General features: G+C 34.7%; 13 protein-coding genes and 2 other annotated features. Of the genes, 3 read left to right on the forward strand and 10 right to left on the reverse strand.

From position 1 onward, the window contains the following. Positions 1–59 precede the first annotated feature (59 nt). A complete protein-coding gene (locus tag ACXY7N_RS01615) occupies positions 60–1427 on the reverse strand; it encodes a UDP-N-acetylmuramoyl-tripeptide--D-alanyl-D-alanine ligase (protein ID WP_016134361.1) in 1368 nt (455 codons plus the stop codon). A gap of 82 nt (positions 1428–1509) precedes the next feature. On the opposite strand from ACXY7N_RS01615, the gene ACXY7N_RS01620 reads away from it, so the two are divergent. Next, positions 1510–1989, forward strand: coding sequence for a hypothetical protein (locus ACXY7N_RS01620; RefSeq protein ID WP_016134360.1), 480 nt, complete (start codon positions 1510–1512; stop codon positions 1987–1989). Positions 1990–2097: 108 nt separating this feature from the next. On the opposite strand, the gene ACXY7N_RS01625 is transcribed toward ACXY7N_RS01620, so the two are convergent. Then, positions 2098–3609 (reverse strand): M36 family metallopeptidase, encoded by a 1512-nt coding sequence (locus ACXY7N_RS01625; RefSeq protein ID WP_098485690.1) that lies wholly within the window; start codon positions 3607–3609, stop codon positions 2098–2100. Positions 3610–3939: 330 nt separating this feature from the next. On the opposite strand from ACXY7N_RS01625, the gene ACXY7N_RS01630 reads away from it, so the two are divergent. Further along, a complete protein-coding gene (locus ACXY7N_RS01630; RefSeq protein ID WP_016134358.1) occupies positions 3940–4524 on the forward strand; it encodes a TetR/AcrR family transcriptional regulator in 585 nt (194 codons plus the stop codon). Position 4525: 1 nt separating this feature from the next. Beyond that, entirely contained in the window at positions 4526–5611 is a 1086-nt protein-coding gene (locus tag ACXY7N_RS01635; protein ID WP_016134357.1) for a DUF418 domain-containing protein, read from the forward strand. Between the two features lie 50 nt (positions 5612–5661). On the opposite strand, the gene ileS is transcribed toward ACXY7N_RS01635, so the two are convergent. The 8 genes from ileS to ACXY7N_RS01675 form a co-directional block, all read right to left on the reverse strand. Beyond that, complete coding sequence (gene ileS / locus ACXY7N_RS01640; RefSeq protein WP_353811350.1) at positions 5662–8763, reverse strand: isoleucine--tRNA ligase; 3102 nt, start codon at positions 8761–8763, stop codon at positions 5662–5664. A gap of 56 nt (positions 8764–8819) precedes the next feature. Next, positions 8820–9058: a binding site (T-box leader), on the reverse strand. A 98-nt stretch (positions 9059–9156) separates the two neighbouring features. Next, positions 9157–13359 (reverse strand): bacteriocin-processing peptidase family protein, encoded by a 4203-nt coding sequence (locus ACXY7N_RS01645; RefSeq protein ID WP_016134355.1) that lies wholly within the window; start codon positions 13357–13359, stop codon positions 9157–9159. A 298-nt stretch (positions 13360–13657) separates the two neighbouring features. Continuing rightward, positions 13658–14536, reverse strand: coding sequence for a class I SAM-dependent methyltransferase (locus tag ACXY7N_RS01650; RefSeq protein WP_016134354.1), 879 nt, complete (start codon positions 14534–14536; stop codon positions 13658–13660). Positions 14537–14686: 150 nt separating this feature from the next. Continuing rightward, positions 14687–14905 (reverse strand): hypothetical protein, encoded by a 219-nt coding sequence (locus tag ACXY7N_RS01655; protein WP_016088096.1) that lies wholly within the window; start codon positions 14903–14905, stop codon positions 14687–14689. 29 nt (positions 14906–14934) lie between these two features. Further along, positions 14935–15258, reverse strand: coding sequence for a DUF2085 domain-containing protein (locus ACXY7N_RS01660; protein ID WP_016134353.1), 324 nt, complete (start codon positions 15256–15258; stop codon positions 14935–14937). A 113-nt stretch (positions 15259–15371) separates the two neighbouring features. Next, complete coding sequence (gene argS, locus ACXY7N_RS01665; RefSeq protein ID WP_016134352.1) at positions 15372–17060, reverse strand: arginine--tRNA ligase; 1689 nt, start codon at positions 17058–17060, stop codon at positions 15372–15374. A 45-nt stretch (positions 17061–17105) separates the two neighbouring features. Further along, positions 17106–17320 (reverse strand) — a binding site (T-box leader). A 40-nt stretch (positions 17321–17360) separates the two neighbouring features. Continuing rightward, positions 17361–18137 carry a class I SAM-dependent methyltransferase gene (locus tag ACXY7N_RS01670; protein WP_016134351.1) on the reverse strand — a complete coding sequence of 259 codons (777 nt, stop codon included), beginning with the start codon at positions 18135–18137 and terminating at the stop codon, positions 17361–17363. Between the two features lie 49 nt (positions 18138–18186). Then, positions 18187–18621 (reverse strand): BrxA/BrxB family bacilliredoxin, encoded by a 435-nt coding sequence (locus ACXY7N_RS01675; protein ID WP_000063703.1) that lies wholly within the window; start codon positions 18619–18621, stop codon positions 18187–18189. Between the last annotated feature and the right edge of the window lie 14 nt (positions 18622–18635).

Below are 18635 nucleotides of genomic sequence, written 5' to 3' on the forward strand. Positions count from 1 at the left end.
GAGTATTCTATCTCTTCACTTTATAAAATGCAAGTAATTTTTAAATATATTTAAATTTTTCACATCCAGTTTTGTACAATCTCCTCTAAAGCCATTCCACGTGAGCCTTTTAATAATACGACATCCTTTTTTGTTATAACTTTTAAGACTTCCTCTGCTATTTTGGCTTTATTATCAAATGACTGTACTTTTCCTGTATGATAGTTCTTTCTTGCTTCTTCCACTACAGTTTCAGCTAACTCCCCATACGTAAATACATATTGAATGCTCTCTTCATTTAACATTTTACCAATTTCTCTATGATATGTTTCAGCTTTCTTCCCTAACTCCAACATATCCCCAATCACTATAATTTTTTTCTCATAGGCATTTAATTTCACTAACGTCTCAATTGCAGCCTTCATGGAAGAAGGACTAGCATTCCATGCATCGTTAATAATGGTGAAACCTGTTTTAGCAGTTAGAAACTGAAAACGCATATTAGTAATATTTATTTGCTGCATCGATTCTTGTATTTTTTCCGTAGAGACATTATAAAATCGTCCTACAGCTATTCCAATGATCGCATTTAAAATATTATGCTTTCCATGTAAAGGAACATCATACTGCACTTTTGTTGAACCATTTAATTTAAAGTGAACACCATATTCATCTAATTGTACATTATTGGGATACAAATCGTTTGTGTCTTTTTCACCAAACGATTTACATTTTATATCTAGCATATTATTATTTCGGGAAAGCAATGGCTCATCACCATTATATAAAAACAGTCCATCGTCTTTTAATCCTTCTACAATTTCCAATTTAGCCTTCGCAATCTCTTCTCCAGATCCAAGCGTTTCTAAATGAGACTGTCCAATCATTGTAATGATTGCTACATCTGGCTGTGCTATTCGTGATAGATTTCGAATTTGTCCTTTTTCACTCATTCCCATTTCAAGTATTAAAAACTCTGTATCTTGTTTCACTTCTAAAATCGTTAGTGGTAAACCAATTTGACTGTTTAAATTACCCTTCGTTTTATGCACTCTATAAGTTGAACTTAAAACGCCTCCTATTATATCTTTCACTGTTGTCTTTCCATTACTACCTGTAATACCGATTACTTTTACATTTATCTCTCTTCGATAAAATTGTGCCAATTGTTGCAAAGCAAACAAAGTGTCATCTACAAATATAATTGGAATCCCTTTTGGCGGAGTACCGTAAGACTTTTTCCATAAGGAAGCGATAGCTCCATTATCCATTGCCTCTTTCACATACTCATGCCCATCTTTCACCCTAATGATTGGAACGAATAAATTTCCTTCTTTAATGTTTTTGGAATCTATACAGACACCATGTATTTCTATATGATAAAACGATTCTTTTAGTCCTTCTCCATTTACTACTTCTTCAAGTTTTTTCAAATTCATTTGAATCAAAGTATCACCTTATTTCCATTTAATTACATATTATCTATTTTAATTACGCATATTAATAAAAATTTTACAGCGAGGTGTTTATATGAAAAAAGCGATTAGTTTCTTTCTTCTTTTGTTATGCCTAATTGTAGTAAATGAAACGTACGCCTATTCACCAAAATCTTTACCAATCTCCCAAAACTCTGATCAATGGCAAGTGAATATTGATGAACCCAAAAAAATAAGCAAAAATATGCTTCAAGCTAAAAAAGATGAATTTCAAACCTATCAATTTTCAGTAAAAAATGTTGGAAACAGTGAAGTATATAACGTACAAGTCGAAGTCTTTCGTAATGAACCAAATACGAAAACAAAACACGAACTCTTTTCACGAAAAGAAAGTCGTCTCGCAAGCGGGAAAACCGGATTTAAACATGCTAATTTCCCTGTTTCTACAAAAGCAAATGAGGTTGATGTAATCATTACTTGGCAAGAACACCCTTTCCGCTCCATGAGAAACGGTCAAAAAGTTGAGTCTAGAAAATTTAAAGAGCATTTTGTTTTTAAAGACGAGAAAAAATAAACGGATGCGGATAAATTCACATTATCATCCATATAGCTTATTTTACTAGTACCAGTACTTAAGCAAATGTAAAAAGTCGTGGCTTATAAAATGCCACGACTTTTTATATTAATTCGTACTAATTCCTCTCGCTGTCCAAATACGATCGATATCAGCAGCATGTTGTCCGCCATATAAAAGAGCATCCGCTTGCTTAATCGCTTTTGCACCATCACTGAATTTAGAGTTAGGTGTTAATGACCAATGTGATTGTAAAATAATTTTCGTTGCTACATCACGGCCAAAAGCTTGTGCCATTTCGTATTGGCCTTGTGCCCAAATTTCCCCATCATCGTGTACTTCATTCGTTATATCTCTTGGATACACTTTATTCGTATCTAATCGGCGTAAGCACGTTGGATCTGAACTAGAATAAGCAGTCGCATCCCATTCTCCAACACATGCTTTTCCATATCCTGTAGTCGATACTGCATCTTCATACGTAGCACCTAAGAAGTCGCCAAATCCTTCTCCCATCGCTCCGCCTTCTGCTGAACTACCAAAGCCAGGAACTTGGTTATCTTGAATCGAATGCCCGTATTCATGTGCGATAATACCAGCATCTTCTGCATCATCTACTCCGCCAGTACCGAAAGTTAAAGCTTTCGTTGACGGTGAATAGAATGAGTTATCAGCTGTCGTTCCATTCACATTTACTTTGATGGAACGATTATTAATATTTTTAAACCCTAGACTTTGAATGTAACGTTGCAATGTGTCGATATGATAATACGACATCACATCTTCAAAGCTATCATTTGCACGTGTATAGTTAAATTGTAAGTTTGTAGATTTCGTTTTTGCTTTTGAAGAAATCGTTACATACTCTCCAATTAAAAACCCTGTCCCATCTAAACCTTTTAACGTAACAGTTTTCAATTGATTCGTTAGTGCTGTTGAATCCGCATCATTATTATCTTTTAATCCTGTTTTACTACCACTAGATACGACCGGATTAGGTAAAAATACTTTTCCTGACCCTTCAGCTTTTCGGTTTATATCAACCTTTTTAATTAATTTTCCATTTTCTGCGTCAATAAATGTTTCCCATGCACCAAATGGATTATTAGAATGGACTACCACTTTATATACTGGACGAGCAATTCCCTCTTCAACAATATATCCGAATTCTTTCTCTGTAGGAGCCCATAAGTTTTGCTCACTTGCTTCTCCAACATACGCCATTGATTTTTGTATTGCATCTTTTTCACTAATTTTTGTCGTTACTTCCTTCACACCTTTGACCGATTGATAATCAGAAACAGCAAGTACTCCCTTTCCCTCTCCGTTAAGAGTAACTGTAATTTGTTTTGAAAATACAGGTGCACCATTCACAACTTGTTGGAACCTAACATATGAAGCTACTGACGTTTCTGTTGTAGAAATATATTGCAAGTCTGAAAGGTCTGTTTTCAATCCATACTGCGCAGCATTTTCTTTTAAATATTCAGTTGCTTTTTTCTGTGGCGAATAAGCCTCTAGCTTTACTTGCTGCTGTTTTTCCAATGCCGAAACCGTAGAAATTGTCCCCATTACTAACGGTACTGTCATTGCCATTGCCACCATTTTTTTATTAAACATAGAACCACTCCCCCTAATAAAGTAGCTCAACCTTATCCCATTACCACTAGGCAATCATTCCCCACAAAATGGGGGGATAAAAATTGAATCTACGAGTAATTCTCTCTAAACAATTCTATTACCTTTCCATTTAGGGTGAGTGAAATTTTCTCAATATTTATGTGTAAAGTAAAAACAATACTTTAGAAATAAATTTCTTAATTCATTCCTTACCCATGAAATTTTTCATATGACTGTGAAAAAAATAGGTTGTTTTTTACCTAACGGTAGGTTGAAAAAACCGATTATGAATGATACAATTTAAATAACCTTTTTTTAGGAGGATCGATTATGAGTAAAAGTGAAGAAACACTCTCTTCAATAATGGAAGCAAGTTATCGCCTTTTTGCAAAGTATGGTATTGCTAAAACAACTTATACGATGATTGCTGAGGAAGTTGGTATCGCAAAACCCTCTATATATTACTACTTTAAATCTAAAGATGCCTTAATTGAATGTATGTTTACTGAATTATGTAAAGCTATGCAGTTCTCTTTGTATTTTCATACGGAAGAGTTTACGAAAACAAATTTTATTGAAAAATGTATTGCAATTGGCCTTAAAATAATTGATGAACAGCGAAACGACCCTTATTTTAATCGTGTGTTGCAAGAATATGTATTACTATCTTCAAGAAACAATATGTACAAAGATCGATTACTTACTGTGCAAACAGAATATTTAAACGGCTTTGAAGTACTCCTAATAAAAGCAAATGAACTTCAATTAATTGAAAAAGAAAATCTAATTTCAAAAGCTCATATGTTAGCACTAGTGCTTGATAATATCGGGAATTTTATGATGATTGATGTAAATATAGATTATAAACAAATTTGGATTGAAGCTATAAATAGCATTTTTGAAAGAAGGGATTGAAGTGAATACAAAAAAGCGCATTATCGGCTTAGATTTTGCTAGAGCTTGGGCGATGTTTGGTATGTTACTTGTTAATTTCATGGTGATAACAGGTGCAGAAGGAAATGGTCCTCCATTTTTAATAACCTTCATGTCACTTTTTGAAGGTAGAGCTTCTGCCTTGTTTGTTATACTTGCAGGCATCGGTATAACTTTAATGACTAGGTCAGCTGTTGCTAGCAATGAAAAAATAAAAATTTCTAATAGCCGAAAGATCATATGGAAACGGTCACTATTCTTATTTATTTTAGGATTACTACTCTATATAATGGAGTGGACTGGGGATATATTACACTACTACGGTGTTTATCTTTTCGTCGCTGCATTCCTCATTACAGTACGTAAAAAACTATTACTTTTTCTTTCTATCATTATTTTATTAATCGCACAATATCTTCAGCTTACTTTCAATCCCTTCGAAGGCTGGGAAGGTCCAACTCCATTTATAAACTATGTAGACTTCTGGACAATACAAGGTTTTCTTCGCAATTTATTCTTTAATGGTTATCACCCTATTTTCCCTTGGTTTTCGTTCTTCTTAATCGGTATGATAATTGGCAGGCTAGATCTTCATAATAAAAAAATTAGAAAAGGATTACTCTTACTCGGTATTACAACCACAATACTGACAGAAATTTTATCAAAAGGGCTTACATACTTCTTTATTCCATACATCGGCAAAGAGGCAGCCACATTTTTGTTTAATACAGGACCCATCTTACCAAATGTATTATATATTTTATCTGCTACAGGATCCGCTATTGCTACATTAATCATTTGCCTCTATATTGCTGAAAAATATGAAATGAATTGGTTTGTTACTTCTATTATACAAACAGGCCAATTAACATTAACTCATTATGTAAGTCATGTATTTATCGGTATCGGGACATTAATTCTATTAAATAGAATGGAACATCAATCATTACTATTCGTTTTATTATTTGCTATTGCATTTTTCAGTTTCAGCATTTTAATTAGTGTTTTATGGAGAAAGAAATTTTCTAGAGGTCCTATCGAATGGATTATGAGGAAATTAGCCGGATAAATTCACATCATACAAAAAGGAAGTTGGAATCAATCCAACTTCCTTTTTCTTTAATGAGCTGCGCTTAATTTAATTCGGACTTTTGTCTCGCCTAAAGAAAGTTCATCATCTGCATTCGTTAAATGATCAAATGTAAATTGTTTAACGAGTAAGTTTTCTTCCAATAAATCTTTATGATTCGTTAACGTTCGCTGTAGTTCTTCCTCAGTATCAAGAATAACATCAACTCGTAAATTAACTGGTAAATTCAACTGCTTGCGATATTCTTGAACAGCGCGAATGAATTCACGCGCTACTCCTTCTTGTAACAATCCTTCCGTTACATTCGTATCTAACATAACTGTATATTTTCCGTTAGTTGTATTAGAGAATCCTGATTTCGCAAATTTCTCTACTAATACATCTTCAGCTGTTACAACTACTTCTTCTCCTGGTGCTACTTCGTAAACTGCTCTTTCCGTAGATACAAAGTTTTGCACTTCTTCTTGTGATAATTGTTTTAGCCAGCCATTTACTGCATTCACATTTTTTCCAAACTTCGGCCCAGCTGTTTTAAAATTCAACTTCAATTGATATGACGTGTATTTCGTTTCATCGAGTTCAACATGGAACGCCTTCACATTTAACTCATCCATAACGATATCACGATAAGATTCCCAATCCATATCATTTTCATTATGCTCAAGTAATACAAGTTCCGCTAACGGCTGTTTTACTTTTAAAGAATGCTGATTACGGTTACTTCTTCCAAGTTCAACAACTTGTAAAACTGCATCCATTTCTGCTTCTAATTTCGGCTGAAGTAGTGATTCATTTACAACTGGATAATCCTCTAAATGAACGCTACTTCCAGTTAAATTTAAATGAATATCTTCAGCGACAAACGGTGTAAATGGTGCAATCAATTTACTAATTGTCACAAGCACTTCATGAAGTGTCTCATACGCAGCTGCTTTTTCAGCATTCATACCAGATTCCCAGAAACGATTACGTGATCGCCTTACGTACCAGTTACTTACTTCATCTACAAGCGCCGCGATTTCACGAGCTGCATTCGTAAATTGATAATCATCAAGTGCTGTTCTTACTTTTTTCGTTGTGCTATGCAGCCTTGATAATACCCATTCATCCAATTTCGTCCGCTTTACATCATATGTTTCATTCGGTTTATACTCATCTAAATTTGCATATAAAACGTAGAAACTATACACATTGACTAATGTATCTATAAATTTAGATTTTGCTTCCAGTACTGTTCTTTCAGAAAAACGCTTCGCATTCCACGGAGCACTGTCAACGAGTAGCGCCCATCTTAAAGCATCTGCACCAAACTGATTTACTAAATCAACTGGATCTAGTGCATTCCCTTTACTTTTAGACATCTTCTGTCCTTCTTCATCTAGAACATGCCCTAGTGATAACACTCGTTTATAAGGCACTTTTCCTGTGTATAGTGCTGATACTGCTAATAAACTATAAAACCATCCGCGTGTTTGATCAATTCCTTCTGCAATAACATCCGCTGGAAACTGTTCTTCAAATAACTCTTTATTTTCAAATGGATAATGATATTGCGCAAACGGCATGGAACCACTATCAAACCAAACATCAATCACTTCTGGTGTACGATTCATTGTACTTCCGCATTTTTCGCAACAAACTTGCACTTCATCTACATACGGCTTATGCAATTCTAAATCTTCAGGTGTTTCTTTCGTACTATGCTTTCTTAAATCAGCAATGCTTTTCGGTGCGAATTGATGATCACAACTTTCACATTCCCATACATTTAATGGTGTTCCCCAATATCTATTTCGGCTAATGTTCCAGTCCACCATGTTTTCTAAAAACTTACCAAAGCGTCCATGTTTCATATGATCTGGATACCAAGTAACAGAATCGTTATTTTGTAAAAATGTATCCTTAATTGCAGTTGTTCGGATTAACCAACTCTCTCCTGCATAATAAAGGAGTGGTGAATCACAGCGCCAGCAATGTGGGTAGCTATGCTCATACTTTTCTTTATGATATAGTAAACCTTCCTTCGCTAAATAACGAACGATATCCACATCACAATCTTTTACAAATTTCCCTTTTAAAAATGGTACTGCTTCTGTATACTCACCTTTTTCATCTACAACATGTAAGAATGACAATCCTTCACTTTGAACGACTCTATAATCGTCCTCCCCATATGCTGGAGCAATATGAACGAGTCCTGTACCACTATCTGCCGTTACGAAATCTGCCGCGATAACGTGGTAGCCATTTGTAACTTCTTTCATTGGAAATGGTGCTGTATAAGATGTATTTACTAATTCTTCTCCTTTATGAACAGATAGTACTTCATAGTTTTCTTTTAATACATCTTGTACACGTTCTTTCGCAACAATGTATACATGACCTTCTTGTTTCGCTTTCACGTATTCCAAATTTGGATGTACAGCGAGCGCAACATTTGCCGGAAGTGTCCAAGGTGTTGTTGTCCAACCTAGGAAATATTCATTTTCACTATCTTTCACTTTAAATTTAACTGTTGCACTTAAATCTTTTACTGTTTTATACCCTTGTGCAACTTCGTGTGAACTAAGAGATGTTTGACAGCTTGGGCAATATGGAGAAACTCTGTGCCCTTTATACAATAGTCCTTTTTCATGAATCGTCCCTAAAATATGCCATACACTTTCGATATATGGATTCTCTAACGTAACGTATGGATCATCCATATCTACCCAATAACCGATGCTTTCAGTGAATTCACGCCACTGCTTCTCATATGTGAATATACTCTCTTTACACTTTTGAATAAACGGTTCAATGCCATACTCTTCGATTTCATGTTTACCTGAAATACCGAGTTGTTTCTCAACACCTAATTCTACAGGTAAACCGTGTGTATCCCATCCCGCTTTTCTTAAAACTTTATAACCAGCCATCGTTTTATATCTTGCTACTACATCTTTAATTGTCCGTCCAAGTGCATGCCCGACGTGTGGTAAACCGTTCGCCGTTGGTGGTCCTTCATAAAATACGAAAGACTGTGCGCCTTCTCGATTCTGAATTGATTGCTCGAAAATACTTTGCTCGTTCCACTGCTTACGAATACGTGTTTCTCTCCCTACAGCTGACTCTTTTACATCTACTTTTTTCATGTACAATCACTCCTTTGAATTTTTTAAAAAAGCACACAAAAAACCCGTCCCTATAAAGTAGGGACGGGCTTACCCGCGATACCACCCTAATTCTATTAGCTCTTCACTAATAGCACTTAGCAACGTACTATCATACGTGTTCTTTGTAACGGTAGACACCCGTCCGGGCTTACTTATTTCAGCCTCGGCTCCTCGGAGATGATTTTCAAATAACGTCTGCACACCGGTTTTCAGCAACATACCGGCTCTCTGGGGAACAGTTCATTATTTTACTCTTTCTCGTCTTCAGATTTGTATACTTTGTTAAAAGCTATTCTATGCCATTGGGCAATGAATTGTCAACTAATTCGAAATATATTTTTATTTATACCCTTTTTCGCTTTTCTTATACAATTACTTTTCAAATTCTCGCAATGCTGCTAAATTTTCTTTATCCTCGATAAGTTCAGCAAAAAATCCCGACTCATCCTCACGAAGGACAATTTCAAGTTCTTCCTTCGCCTCTTCATTTCTGTTTAACCGCGCTAAATAACAAGCACGATCATATCTTGCTAACAAATCACTCGCATCAATTATTAATACTTCATTTGTTATTTTTTCTGCCTTTAGTGTTTGGCCGGAACCATGATATGAAGATGCTAAAGAAAGAAGAATTGCTGTTTCATTTGGATGATGTATAGAAGCATTTTCTAACACATGAATTGCCTCTTCAAACCTTTCTTGACTTTGATATATTTCTCCTAAAGCAAGGAACGCTCTACTTACAAACGGTGTTTGCTCCGTTAATTGTAAGGTAATCTTCTCTGCTTTTCTTTCTTCACCTATTTTAAAGAATACTTGTGCTTGTAAAAGAAGTGTATCATAATCATCTGGTAACTCTCGAACCATCTGCTTCGTTAATTCCGAAGCATCCCGTAACATATCTTCTTCCTCACACGCTATGAAAAGATTTACAAGTTGCTTCGCTACATCATAATCCCATTTACTTTCTAACGATGTTTGCAATACGTCTATCGCCTCTTTATACATCGTCACATTCTCGTAAAATAGTGCAAATCGCTGCGCTGCCATACTATTTTTCGGATTTAACTTTAACGAAAGTTCATATAAATCAATGATTGTAGTAATAATCGAAATTTCTTTTGCACGGTTTTTCATATGATAAAAAGCTCTCGTAATTATGGATTTCTTCGGCTGTTCCTTTTGTTGACGTTCAATCCATCTTTCCGTAACTGCAGATGCAGCATACATAAATGCCATACTTCTTTCTGCCTTTTTCACTTTTAATGTATGAAGAAAATCTCGTATGTTAGACAATTTCTTATGTTGCTCTATCGCTTTTACATATACATCAAATATACGTTCATTATTTACATCTTTTTGTATCACTTTCATTGCAATTTCAATTGCTTTTGCATTTCTTTTTTTCACTAACACTTTTGCATAATGATTTAGAACTTCTGTATGCTCACCATCTAATTGTAGCGCCTCTTCAATCCATGCCTGTTCTTTATCTATTTCATCCATTGCTCCATACACATATGCGATCGCATCTAATCGCCATATTTCAGGTACTTCGTCCGCTAATTGTTCTAGTTCAGTCAACAATTCTTCCTGAAGATTCATTTCTACTGAAATCTGTGCCAAATATTCCATATTAATATGCAACGGCTCTTCTTTCATCGCCTGAACCATATGACTTTGTTCTTTAGAACGGTTTTCTTCTTTTTCGTATATTTCCGCAAGCTGTAAATGTACACCGACGAAATTCCCATCAAGCTCTAAACAAGTTTCATACGCTTGCTTTGCTTCTGTCAATTGCCCTAATGCCATAAGTGTTTCACCAATTCGGTAATAAGGTAATGCCGTTTCCTTTTGTTCTATTGCCTTATTATATCTTTTCATTGCTTGTCCGTACTGTCCAATAGATTCATATAAAATACCTGTATAACAACCGTATTCACTTACTTCATTTCTTTCTTTGTGTAAAGTTCTTAAGAATGCTATACCTCTTTGTACAAATACCGTTCCTTTAATTCGGTTCACATATTCATCTAACGCACTTGCTACATTGTATTCACTCTGCTTTATACCACTCTCTAACTTAGACAATGCTACTTTAAACCCTTCTTCATTTCCACCAAGTTCAACCTCAGCATCCCATAAAACCATTCCCGCATTCATAAGAAAATCTTGGCTCTTTTCAATTTGTTTTTCAATACCGAGAATATATTCTTTTGCTTCCTTGTATTGTTCTTTCGCCATATAAACTTGCGTAAGTCCGAAGTGAGAATAAACGTCATCATGATTTTCTTCTAAAGCACGCTTATACAATGTTTCTGCTTCTTCCAGACTATCATTTTGAAAATGATAGTCACCCAATTTTACGTATAGAGGTGCTTTATCGTCACAATTCTCAATACCCTTTAATAAAATTTCTTTCGTACTTTCCTCATCCTCCAAATCAGATTCGTATATTTCCGAAAGTTTCGTATAAATGTAAGATGCATTACTATCCAAATGAATCGCTATTTTAAGCCCTTTTACCGCTAAATATAATTTCCCTAAATGATGCGCACATCTCGCTCGCTCATACCATACATGTGCCTCATTTTTATACTCTCTTAACAAATCATTAAAGATTTCATACGCTTCTTCATATCTTTCTAAATCTATCAATATTAACCCGTGATTCGTTAAAGTGAATCTTTCAGGACTACGCTCTAAAGCTACTTGAGAAAACTGCAACGCCTTTTCCAATTGATCGATATACATATATGATAAAGCGAGAAAACTCCAAGCAATCGGCTGATCTGCGTCTAATTGTAAGGAGTAACGAAAACTGGAAATCGCCTCTATATAACTTTCCTGTTCAAAAGCATATCTTCCGTTTATTAAATGATATAAAGCACGATTATTTTTCTTCTCAACACTCGCGAGCATTTGCCCAGCTTTTTCTAATTCTTGAAGGCGAATAAAACACTGCGCACCATGCAATTTAACAAAATCTGAGTTCGGAAACCTCTCCGTTAACTTTTCAATACAAGATAAAATAAACTCGTTATCTACTTCCACATCTAAATGCTTAACCGTATATAGCCACGTATTCGGATTATCACTCGTCTCTTTTAAAAATTGTATTAAGTTATGAATCCCCTCTTTATCATGTTCATCTAAATGATCCGTAAGAGAAAAAACAGATTTAAAATAATGATTCTCTTCTTCATTTAAAAATGATAGTTTTTCCTTCTTTTCTTTCGGAACAAACGTAATCGCTAAACAGCCTGTATAACGATATTTTTCTTGTAGCTTACTATATTCCACAATAACTGGTTCTATAAAGTTCGGGTCTTGAACATAAAAAGCTTGTAACGTATCATCATATCCAGATAATACTTGCACATGTGAAGCATGCTCAATGTCTATACTTAATAAAACAGGAATCCCTTCATCCAGTAGTCTCTTATAATTTTCCTCATTCCCTTTAAAATAACGATATTCATAACCTAATTCTTCTAAATAAGAAACAGTATCTGAAAACTTCGATCCTGTCATATCAAAAATAAACTCTGCTATTTCATCTTGCGTACGTTTTTCTCCCCATAACTGCAACATCATTTCTAAACTTGTCGGAACACAGTAATTATCCTTTTGTACAATTGGAACTATCGGTAAGTGAACCTTTTTTCCATCTGGATTTTTTTCTAAATTATGATATAAAGACTCTTTTAAACTTTTTTCTTCTTTTAATAACTGTTGTAAATCTATAAGTTTATTCATTTTGTAAAGTGCTTCTGCATGTAAATGTACAAAATAAGTTTTATACGCATGATAAGGAAGCTGATTGTTTATGTTATCTATTACCGCTAACATCTCCTCATACTTCTCTAAATCTAATAAATATTTTACCTTTTCAAAATGAAAATATGGTACTTGCGGGAACTTTACAATTGCATCATCGATTAGCTGTAATGCACGTTTTTGTTCTCCTTGATTCGCATATAACTGTGATAATAAATAGGTCGATAACTCTTCACAATCTTTATGCTGCATGCCAGCTATAAATTGTTCTTCTGCTTTCTCCCATTCACCTGTATGCATATAGACGTAGCCCCATTTATCAAATACGGCACGTGCACTGTACTCCTCTGCCTTTTGCATATAGATTAGTGCTTCTTCATTTCGTTTCATTTCCAACAGACATCGTACTAACGTAAAATACGTTTTCGCTAAAAGATCAGCTTCTATTTCTTCTTTATTTACCTCTTCTAATGATTCTTTTAACAACTGTTCTACTTCAAGTATTTTCCGCTCATCAATTAACTCATCACAATATAAAGAGAGCGTTCTCATATTTGGGAATTTTTTGTAGGCGTAGCGAATGAGGAATGAACTGTATTGGTGCATAAGCCCTTCATCAGTAAGGCGAATTAATATATCAAACTCCTCATGTGAAGAAATATTAGCAAGCCACTTTTTCACATAAGATAAAGTATTCGTTTCTTTTATATATGAAATTTCTTTATTTATTTCCTGTAATCCATCTACAAATCTCTTGTCTTTCAAACAAGCATCTAACTGCTTAAAATCTAGCATGTATTCACCTCGAATATTTATTTGTACTGCTACTTGCTTAGATTCTACACATCATATAGTATGTATTCAACTAAAATCTCCTATAATGGATAGTATTATTTAATATTATTCGAATTTATAACAAAATATAGTAAAAATGATTGTTTTTCTCCATATTTTATTTAATTATATGGAATAACGTAACATGTGGATCTTATCTTTCGAAAGTTAAAATCAGTACATGAAATTATATCGGCGATAATTCAAATATATCAGCGATTTCCAAAATAAACGATATCCCTCGAAATATCGCTACCTTTTAACATACTTTGTCACCAAATGTAATTTTCATATTCGGAGCGTATACTAAAGAGGAATGTAAATGAAATGCTTTAAAAAATCGTAGTTCAGCTTCATATTGAGCTAACGCATCCTCATATGTTAACCCTCTAACCATTAAACGTTCTATAAATTGCTGTTTATCTCCTGGATTGCCCGCTATCCCCTCTTCTTTTAATGAATGATACAAATCGTTTTTATCATTGTGATGTATATTAGAGTCTAAAAAGTTCACTTTATCGCTCACTCTACACTCAATATTTTTCACACCTAATTCACTTAAATACATCGGTATTTTCATACCAATATTTCCATCTTGTCCACTTCTCTGCGTGTCACTTTCAAATAACTTCTGCAAAACGCCTAACCTAATAATTTCCGATTGGTTCTCTCCATCTAAAGAGTATGAAGACATATTTGATATCCAATGTGGTTCAAAACAGATTATTTTACCACCATCCTTAATTGACTGTATCATCTTTTCTAGCATCATTTTTGGTGAACTCATATGTAACAAAAAAGCATGACAGATTGCTATATCGTATTTATCGTTCAATTCAATTTCTGTAGCATCTCCTTCAAGAAATTCTGAATCATACGGAAGGAAACGAAACAACTCTCTCGCTTCAGTTAGTAATGTTTCTCCACTATCAATGCCTGTATACTTTGACCCTTCTGGAAGTAAAGGCATTAATATTAAGCCTAAATAACCATATCCACAACCATAATCAACGATATGTACTGGCTTAGTAACCTTCCACACAGTATTTATTAAAAAGCTTACATAATCATCATTGTAATATAGATCTCTCGTGTTTTTTAAATATGTTAATTTACTATTCCAATCGTACGTTTCCAAGTTTAACGCCTCCTTTTATATACAAAACTAAAGTTCTCTATACAATAGCCGTATTCCTACACCATTCTTAAAATTTCAAAGCAAAAAAGCTAGTGTATTTTTAAAGATACGCTAGCTTTTGATTTAGAAGAAAGGTAGATGATTAGAAGTTTAATTAGTACAATCACAATCTAAACAATCCGTACAGTCTACATCGCCACAATCTGATTTTCTCTTTCTTTTGTTTCTTTTAAGATAATAATACAGTAGCCCAATCAGTAGTGCGCAAATAACAAAAGCTATTATTGCTTCTGTATACTTGTTTTGAATTATAAAACCTATTCCACTTCCGCCTGAAATAAAAATTAGGATTAAGTAAACCCAGAACATTTATGTAAATACCTCCATTAATATATGCTTTAAGAAAGAATCCATATAATGCTAGATGAAATGAGTAATCCCATACCGCTTAATACACCGGTAGTTACTCTTAGCAAATTTGTGCTGCTTCTCCATTTCCACTTTTGGGTGAATCCATCAATAAGTAACGGAATTTGAGCAGAAAAGGATAGTATGATTGCTATAAGAAATGAAGGTGTCATATAAAAATAAATTGGAAACAGTAAAATACCGATAAGCATGCCTGTACAACGCGCACATAAAGGTATGTACTTTTGTAGTTTAAGGAAACTTCTTTCTGATCTTCTATGACAAGGAATTTGTAAAATAAAAGTTCGGATCAATATGAATCACCCTCTCTAAAAAGATTTTAATTGATTTTGCAAAAGAATTATATATCCAAATAAAAAAACAAACCAGGTTCATACCAAAACCGGTTTGCCAGTTTACTACTATTTTACATCTCCTCAGGAGCATCCACCCCAAGTAAACGTAACCCCTCTTTTAATACAACTGTCACAGCATACACTAATGCAAGTCTGCTGTCTTTCTCTTCACTCTCTTCCAATATACGTACATTTCTGTAATATTTATTGAACGATTGTGCTACATCTAATACGTATTTTGAAATAATAGATGGCTCATTTTTGTTGAAGGCCGCTTCAATTACTTGTGGGAATTTATTAAGTAATTTTACAACGCTCCAGCTATAATCATCTTTCAATGCAAACGTACACGTTTCAAATTCTACACTTTCTTTTCTTAAAATAGAGCAAGCACGTGCATGTGTGTACTGTACATACGGCCCTGTTTCACCTTCAAATTTCAGCATGTTTTCTAATGAGAATTCAATATTATGCATACGCTCATTTTTTAAATCGTGGAAGATAACTGCCCCTACACCAACTTGCTTTGCTACATCTTCTTTTTGTTTTAAGTTTGGATTTTTCTCTTCAATATTTTGTTTTGCAAGTTCGATTGCTTCCTCAAGTACTTCTTCGAGTAAAATAACTTTTCCTTTACGGGTCGACATTTTCTTACCATCTTTTAAAATGAACCCAAACGGTACATGTTCCATGCCGTCAACCCAAGTGTAGCCAAGCTTTTTTAATACAGTGAAAAATTGATTGAAGTGTAAACTTTGTTCTGGGCCAACTACATATAACGCTTTATCAAACCCAAATGTATTTTGACGATATAACGCTGCCGTTAAGTCACGCGTTGCGTAAATCGTCGCACCATCTGATTTTCTAATTAAGCAAGGCGGCATTCCCTCTTCTTCTAAATTAACGACTAACGCGCCTTCTGACTCTTCAAGCAAATCATGTTCTTCTAAAATTTCAATAAAATCTTCCATTAAATTATTATAAAAAGCTTCTCCTTGAAAATTAGTAAATTCAACACCAAGAAGTTCATAAATACGAGAAAATTCTTTTAAGGATTCGTGACGGAACCAATTCCAAAGCTCAACTGCCTCTTCATCACCTTCTTCTAATTTCTTAAACCAAGCGCGCCCTTCTGATTCTAGTTCTTCGTCGTCTTTTACCTCTTCATGGAATTGAACATATAACTTAAATAATTCACGGATTGGATCCTCTTTAACTACTGCTTCATTTCCCCATTTTTTATAAGCAGTAATTAACTTTCCAAACTGTGTTCCCCAATCCCCAATATAATTAATTCCTACAACTTCATAGCCGCATTTTTCAGCGATATGTTTCAGTGAATTTCCAATCATTGTAGAACGTAAATGCCCCATTGAAAAAGGCTTCGCGATATTAGGAGAGGAATAATCGATAACTACAGTCTTTTCACATCCTAAGTGATTTTGACCGTACTCTTCTTTCTCCGCTAAAATCGTTTTTAATACTGCATCACTTACAGTTTCACGATTAAAAAATACATTTACGTAAGGACCAACAGCCTCTACTTTCGTAAAAAATGGATCACTTAATTTCTCCGCAACTTCCTTTGCGATAATAGCTGGTGATTTTTTATATTGCTTCGCAAGTGAAAAACATGGAAACGCTGCATCTCCGAATTCATCTTGTTTCGGTGTTTCAATTAAATCTAAAATTTGTTTTTGCGTTAATCCATTCGTGAAAATATTGAATAAACTTTCCGCAAACTGCGTTTTGTAATCCATATTACAACCTCCTTATTTTTTAAAACACAAAAAACTCGTCTCTAAAAAAGAGACGAGTTTTAACCCGTGGTACCACCCTTGTTGTTCATTACGAACCACTTTCCCGTTTATAACGAGGACAGGGGGCCTCGGCTTACTCTACTATTCATTCAAGAAGCATCTCCGAAGTGCGCTTCATCTTTTTCTTCCGCACTAGGCTCACACCATCCCTAGCTCGCTTTCCTTCTAAAAAAGACTACTCTCTTCATCACAGATAGTATATTTAATTAATTATTGCTTATTATACATCTTTTCAAACAATTAGCAAGGGTCAATTACACCAAAGTGAAACTTCGCACTTTTTCTTTTGTATACGTGAAAATTGTGTTTTTCAAATCTAGAACTACGGAAATGATCTTTCAAAACGACACGCTTTCTCGCCACACGCTTCGCTTCCGCAATTGTTTCGTCAGTAATATCATGATACAAAGCGAAGTGTTTTAATCCTTTTATTCCATCTGATTCTATAACAGTTTCTTCAAACATTGGATCAAGGTACACGACATCATAACTATTATCTTCACATTGTTTTAAAAATGAGTAATGCTCCGTTTGCTTTACATTGATTCGTTGCATTGCTTCATCAATTTCAGAAACGGATGAAGACCATGTTTTCAAACCATTTCCCATGATGTAAGCCATATATTCATTGCCTTCAAGTCCTGTTACTTTTCCACTTTCACCAACAATATAACTAGCTACAATACTATCTGATGCCATACCGAGCGTACAATCTAGCACTGTCATTCCGCTCTCTAATTTAGCAGCTTGTACAAATGGATCGTGTTCTCCTCGCATTAACCTTTTCACACGAAACATCGCTGAGTTTGGATGAAAGAAAAACGACTCTTCCGTTCCTTTTGGATAAATGGCTAATCGGTTTTTGCCTACGACAAGTACATCTTGTTCATACTGCTCATGCAGTTTTTGTACTGGAATTTCATTACGTTTAACGAAAGAACGATTTAATTCTGCTGCTACCTTATTTGCATAATCTGTCATTTCTTTGCTGGTTCTTCCTGCTGTTGTTACGATCATTGTTTCACCTCTATATAAAGAAAAGAGGGAGATATACTCTCCCCCTTCTTTAGCAATTCTTTTCGAAAGCTTGTTCTAAGTTCGTAATAATTTCGTCCATAGTTGCACCTTCAATTTCATGACGGTGAATGAAGTGAACAACTTCTTTTCCTTTTAATAATGCCATAGATGGTGAAGATGGAGGAATTTCTCCGAAGTATTCACGCATTTTTGCAGTCGCATCTTTATCTTGACCTGCGAATACAGTTACAAGATGATCAGGTTGTTTTTCAGCACGAACAACTGCTTGACCTGCTGAAGGACGTGCTAAACCAGCTGCACAACCACAAACCGAGTTTACAACTACTAAAGTTGTACCTGATGCGTTTTCCATAAATTCTGTTACAGCTTCTTCTGTAGTTAACTCTTCAAACCCAGAACGCACTAATTCTTGACGCATTGGGATTACCATTTGACGCATGTATTCTTCATAAGCATTTGACATCTTGTAATCTCTCC

This window comes from Bacillus sp. 5w2 (genome assembly GCF_054353775.1).

Bases quoted from the DNA above. Each gene is read 5' to 3' on its own strand.
- ACXY7N_RS01675 (WP_000063703.1), bottom strand. From the start codon at position 18,621: ATGTCAAATGCTTATGAAGAATACATGCGTCAAATGGTAATCCCAATG.
- ACXY7N_RS01620 (WP_016134360.1), top strand. From the start codon at position 1,510: ATGAAAAAAGCGATTAGTTTCTTTCTTCTTTTGTTATGCCTAATTGTA.
- argS (WP_016134352.1), bottom strand. From the start codon at position 17,060: ATGGATTACAAAACGCAGTTTGCGGAAAGTTTATTCAATATTTTCACG.
- ACXY7N_RS01625 (WP_098485690.1), bottom strand. From the start codon at position 3,609: ATGTTTAATAAAAAAATGGTGGCAATGGCAATGACAGTACCGTTAGTA.
- ACXY7N_RS01630 (WP_016134358.1), top strand. From the start codon at position 3,940: ATGAGTAAAAGTGAAGAAACACTCTCTTCAATAATGGAAGCAAGTTAT.
- ACXY7N_RS01655 (WP_016088096.1), bottom strand. From the start codon at position 14,905: ATGTTCTGGGTTTACTTAATCCTAATTTTTATTTCAGGCGGAAGTGGA.
- ACXY7N_RS01645 (WP_016134355.1), bottom strand. From the start codon at position 13,359: ATGCTAGATTTTAAGCAGTTAGATGCTTGTTTGAAAGACAAGAGATTT.
- ACXY7N_RS01670 (WP_016134351.1), bottom strand. From the start codon at position 18,137: ATGATCGTAACAACAGCAGGAAGAACCAGCAAAGAAATGACAGATTAT.
- ileS (WP_353811350.1), bottom strand. From the start codon at position 8,763: ATGAAAAAAGTAGATGTAAAAGAGTCAGCTGTAGGGAGAGAAACACGT.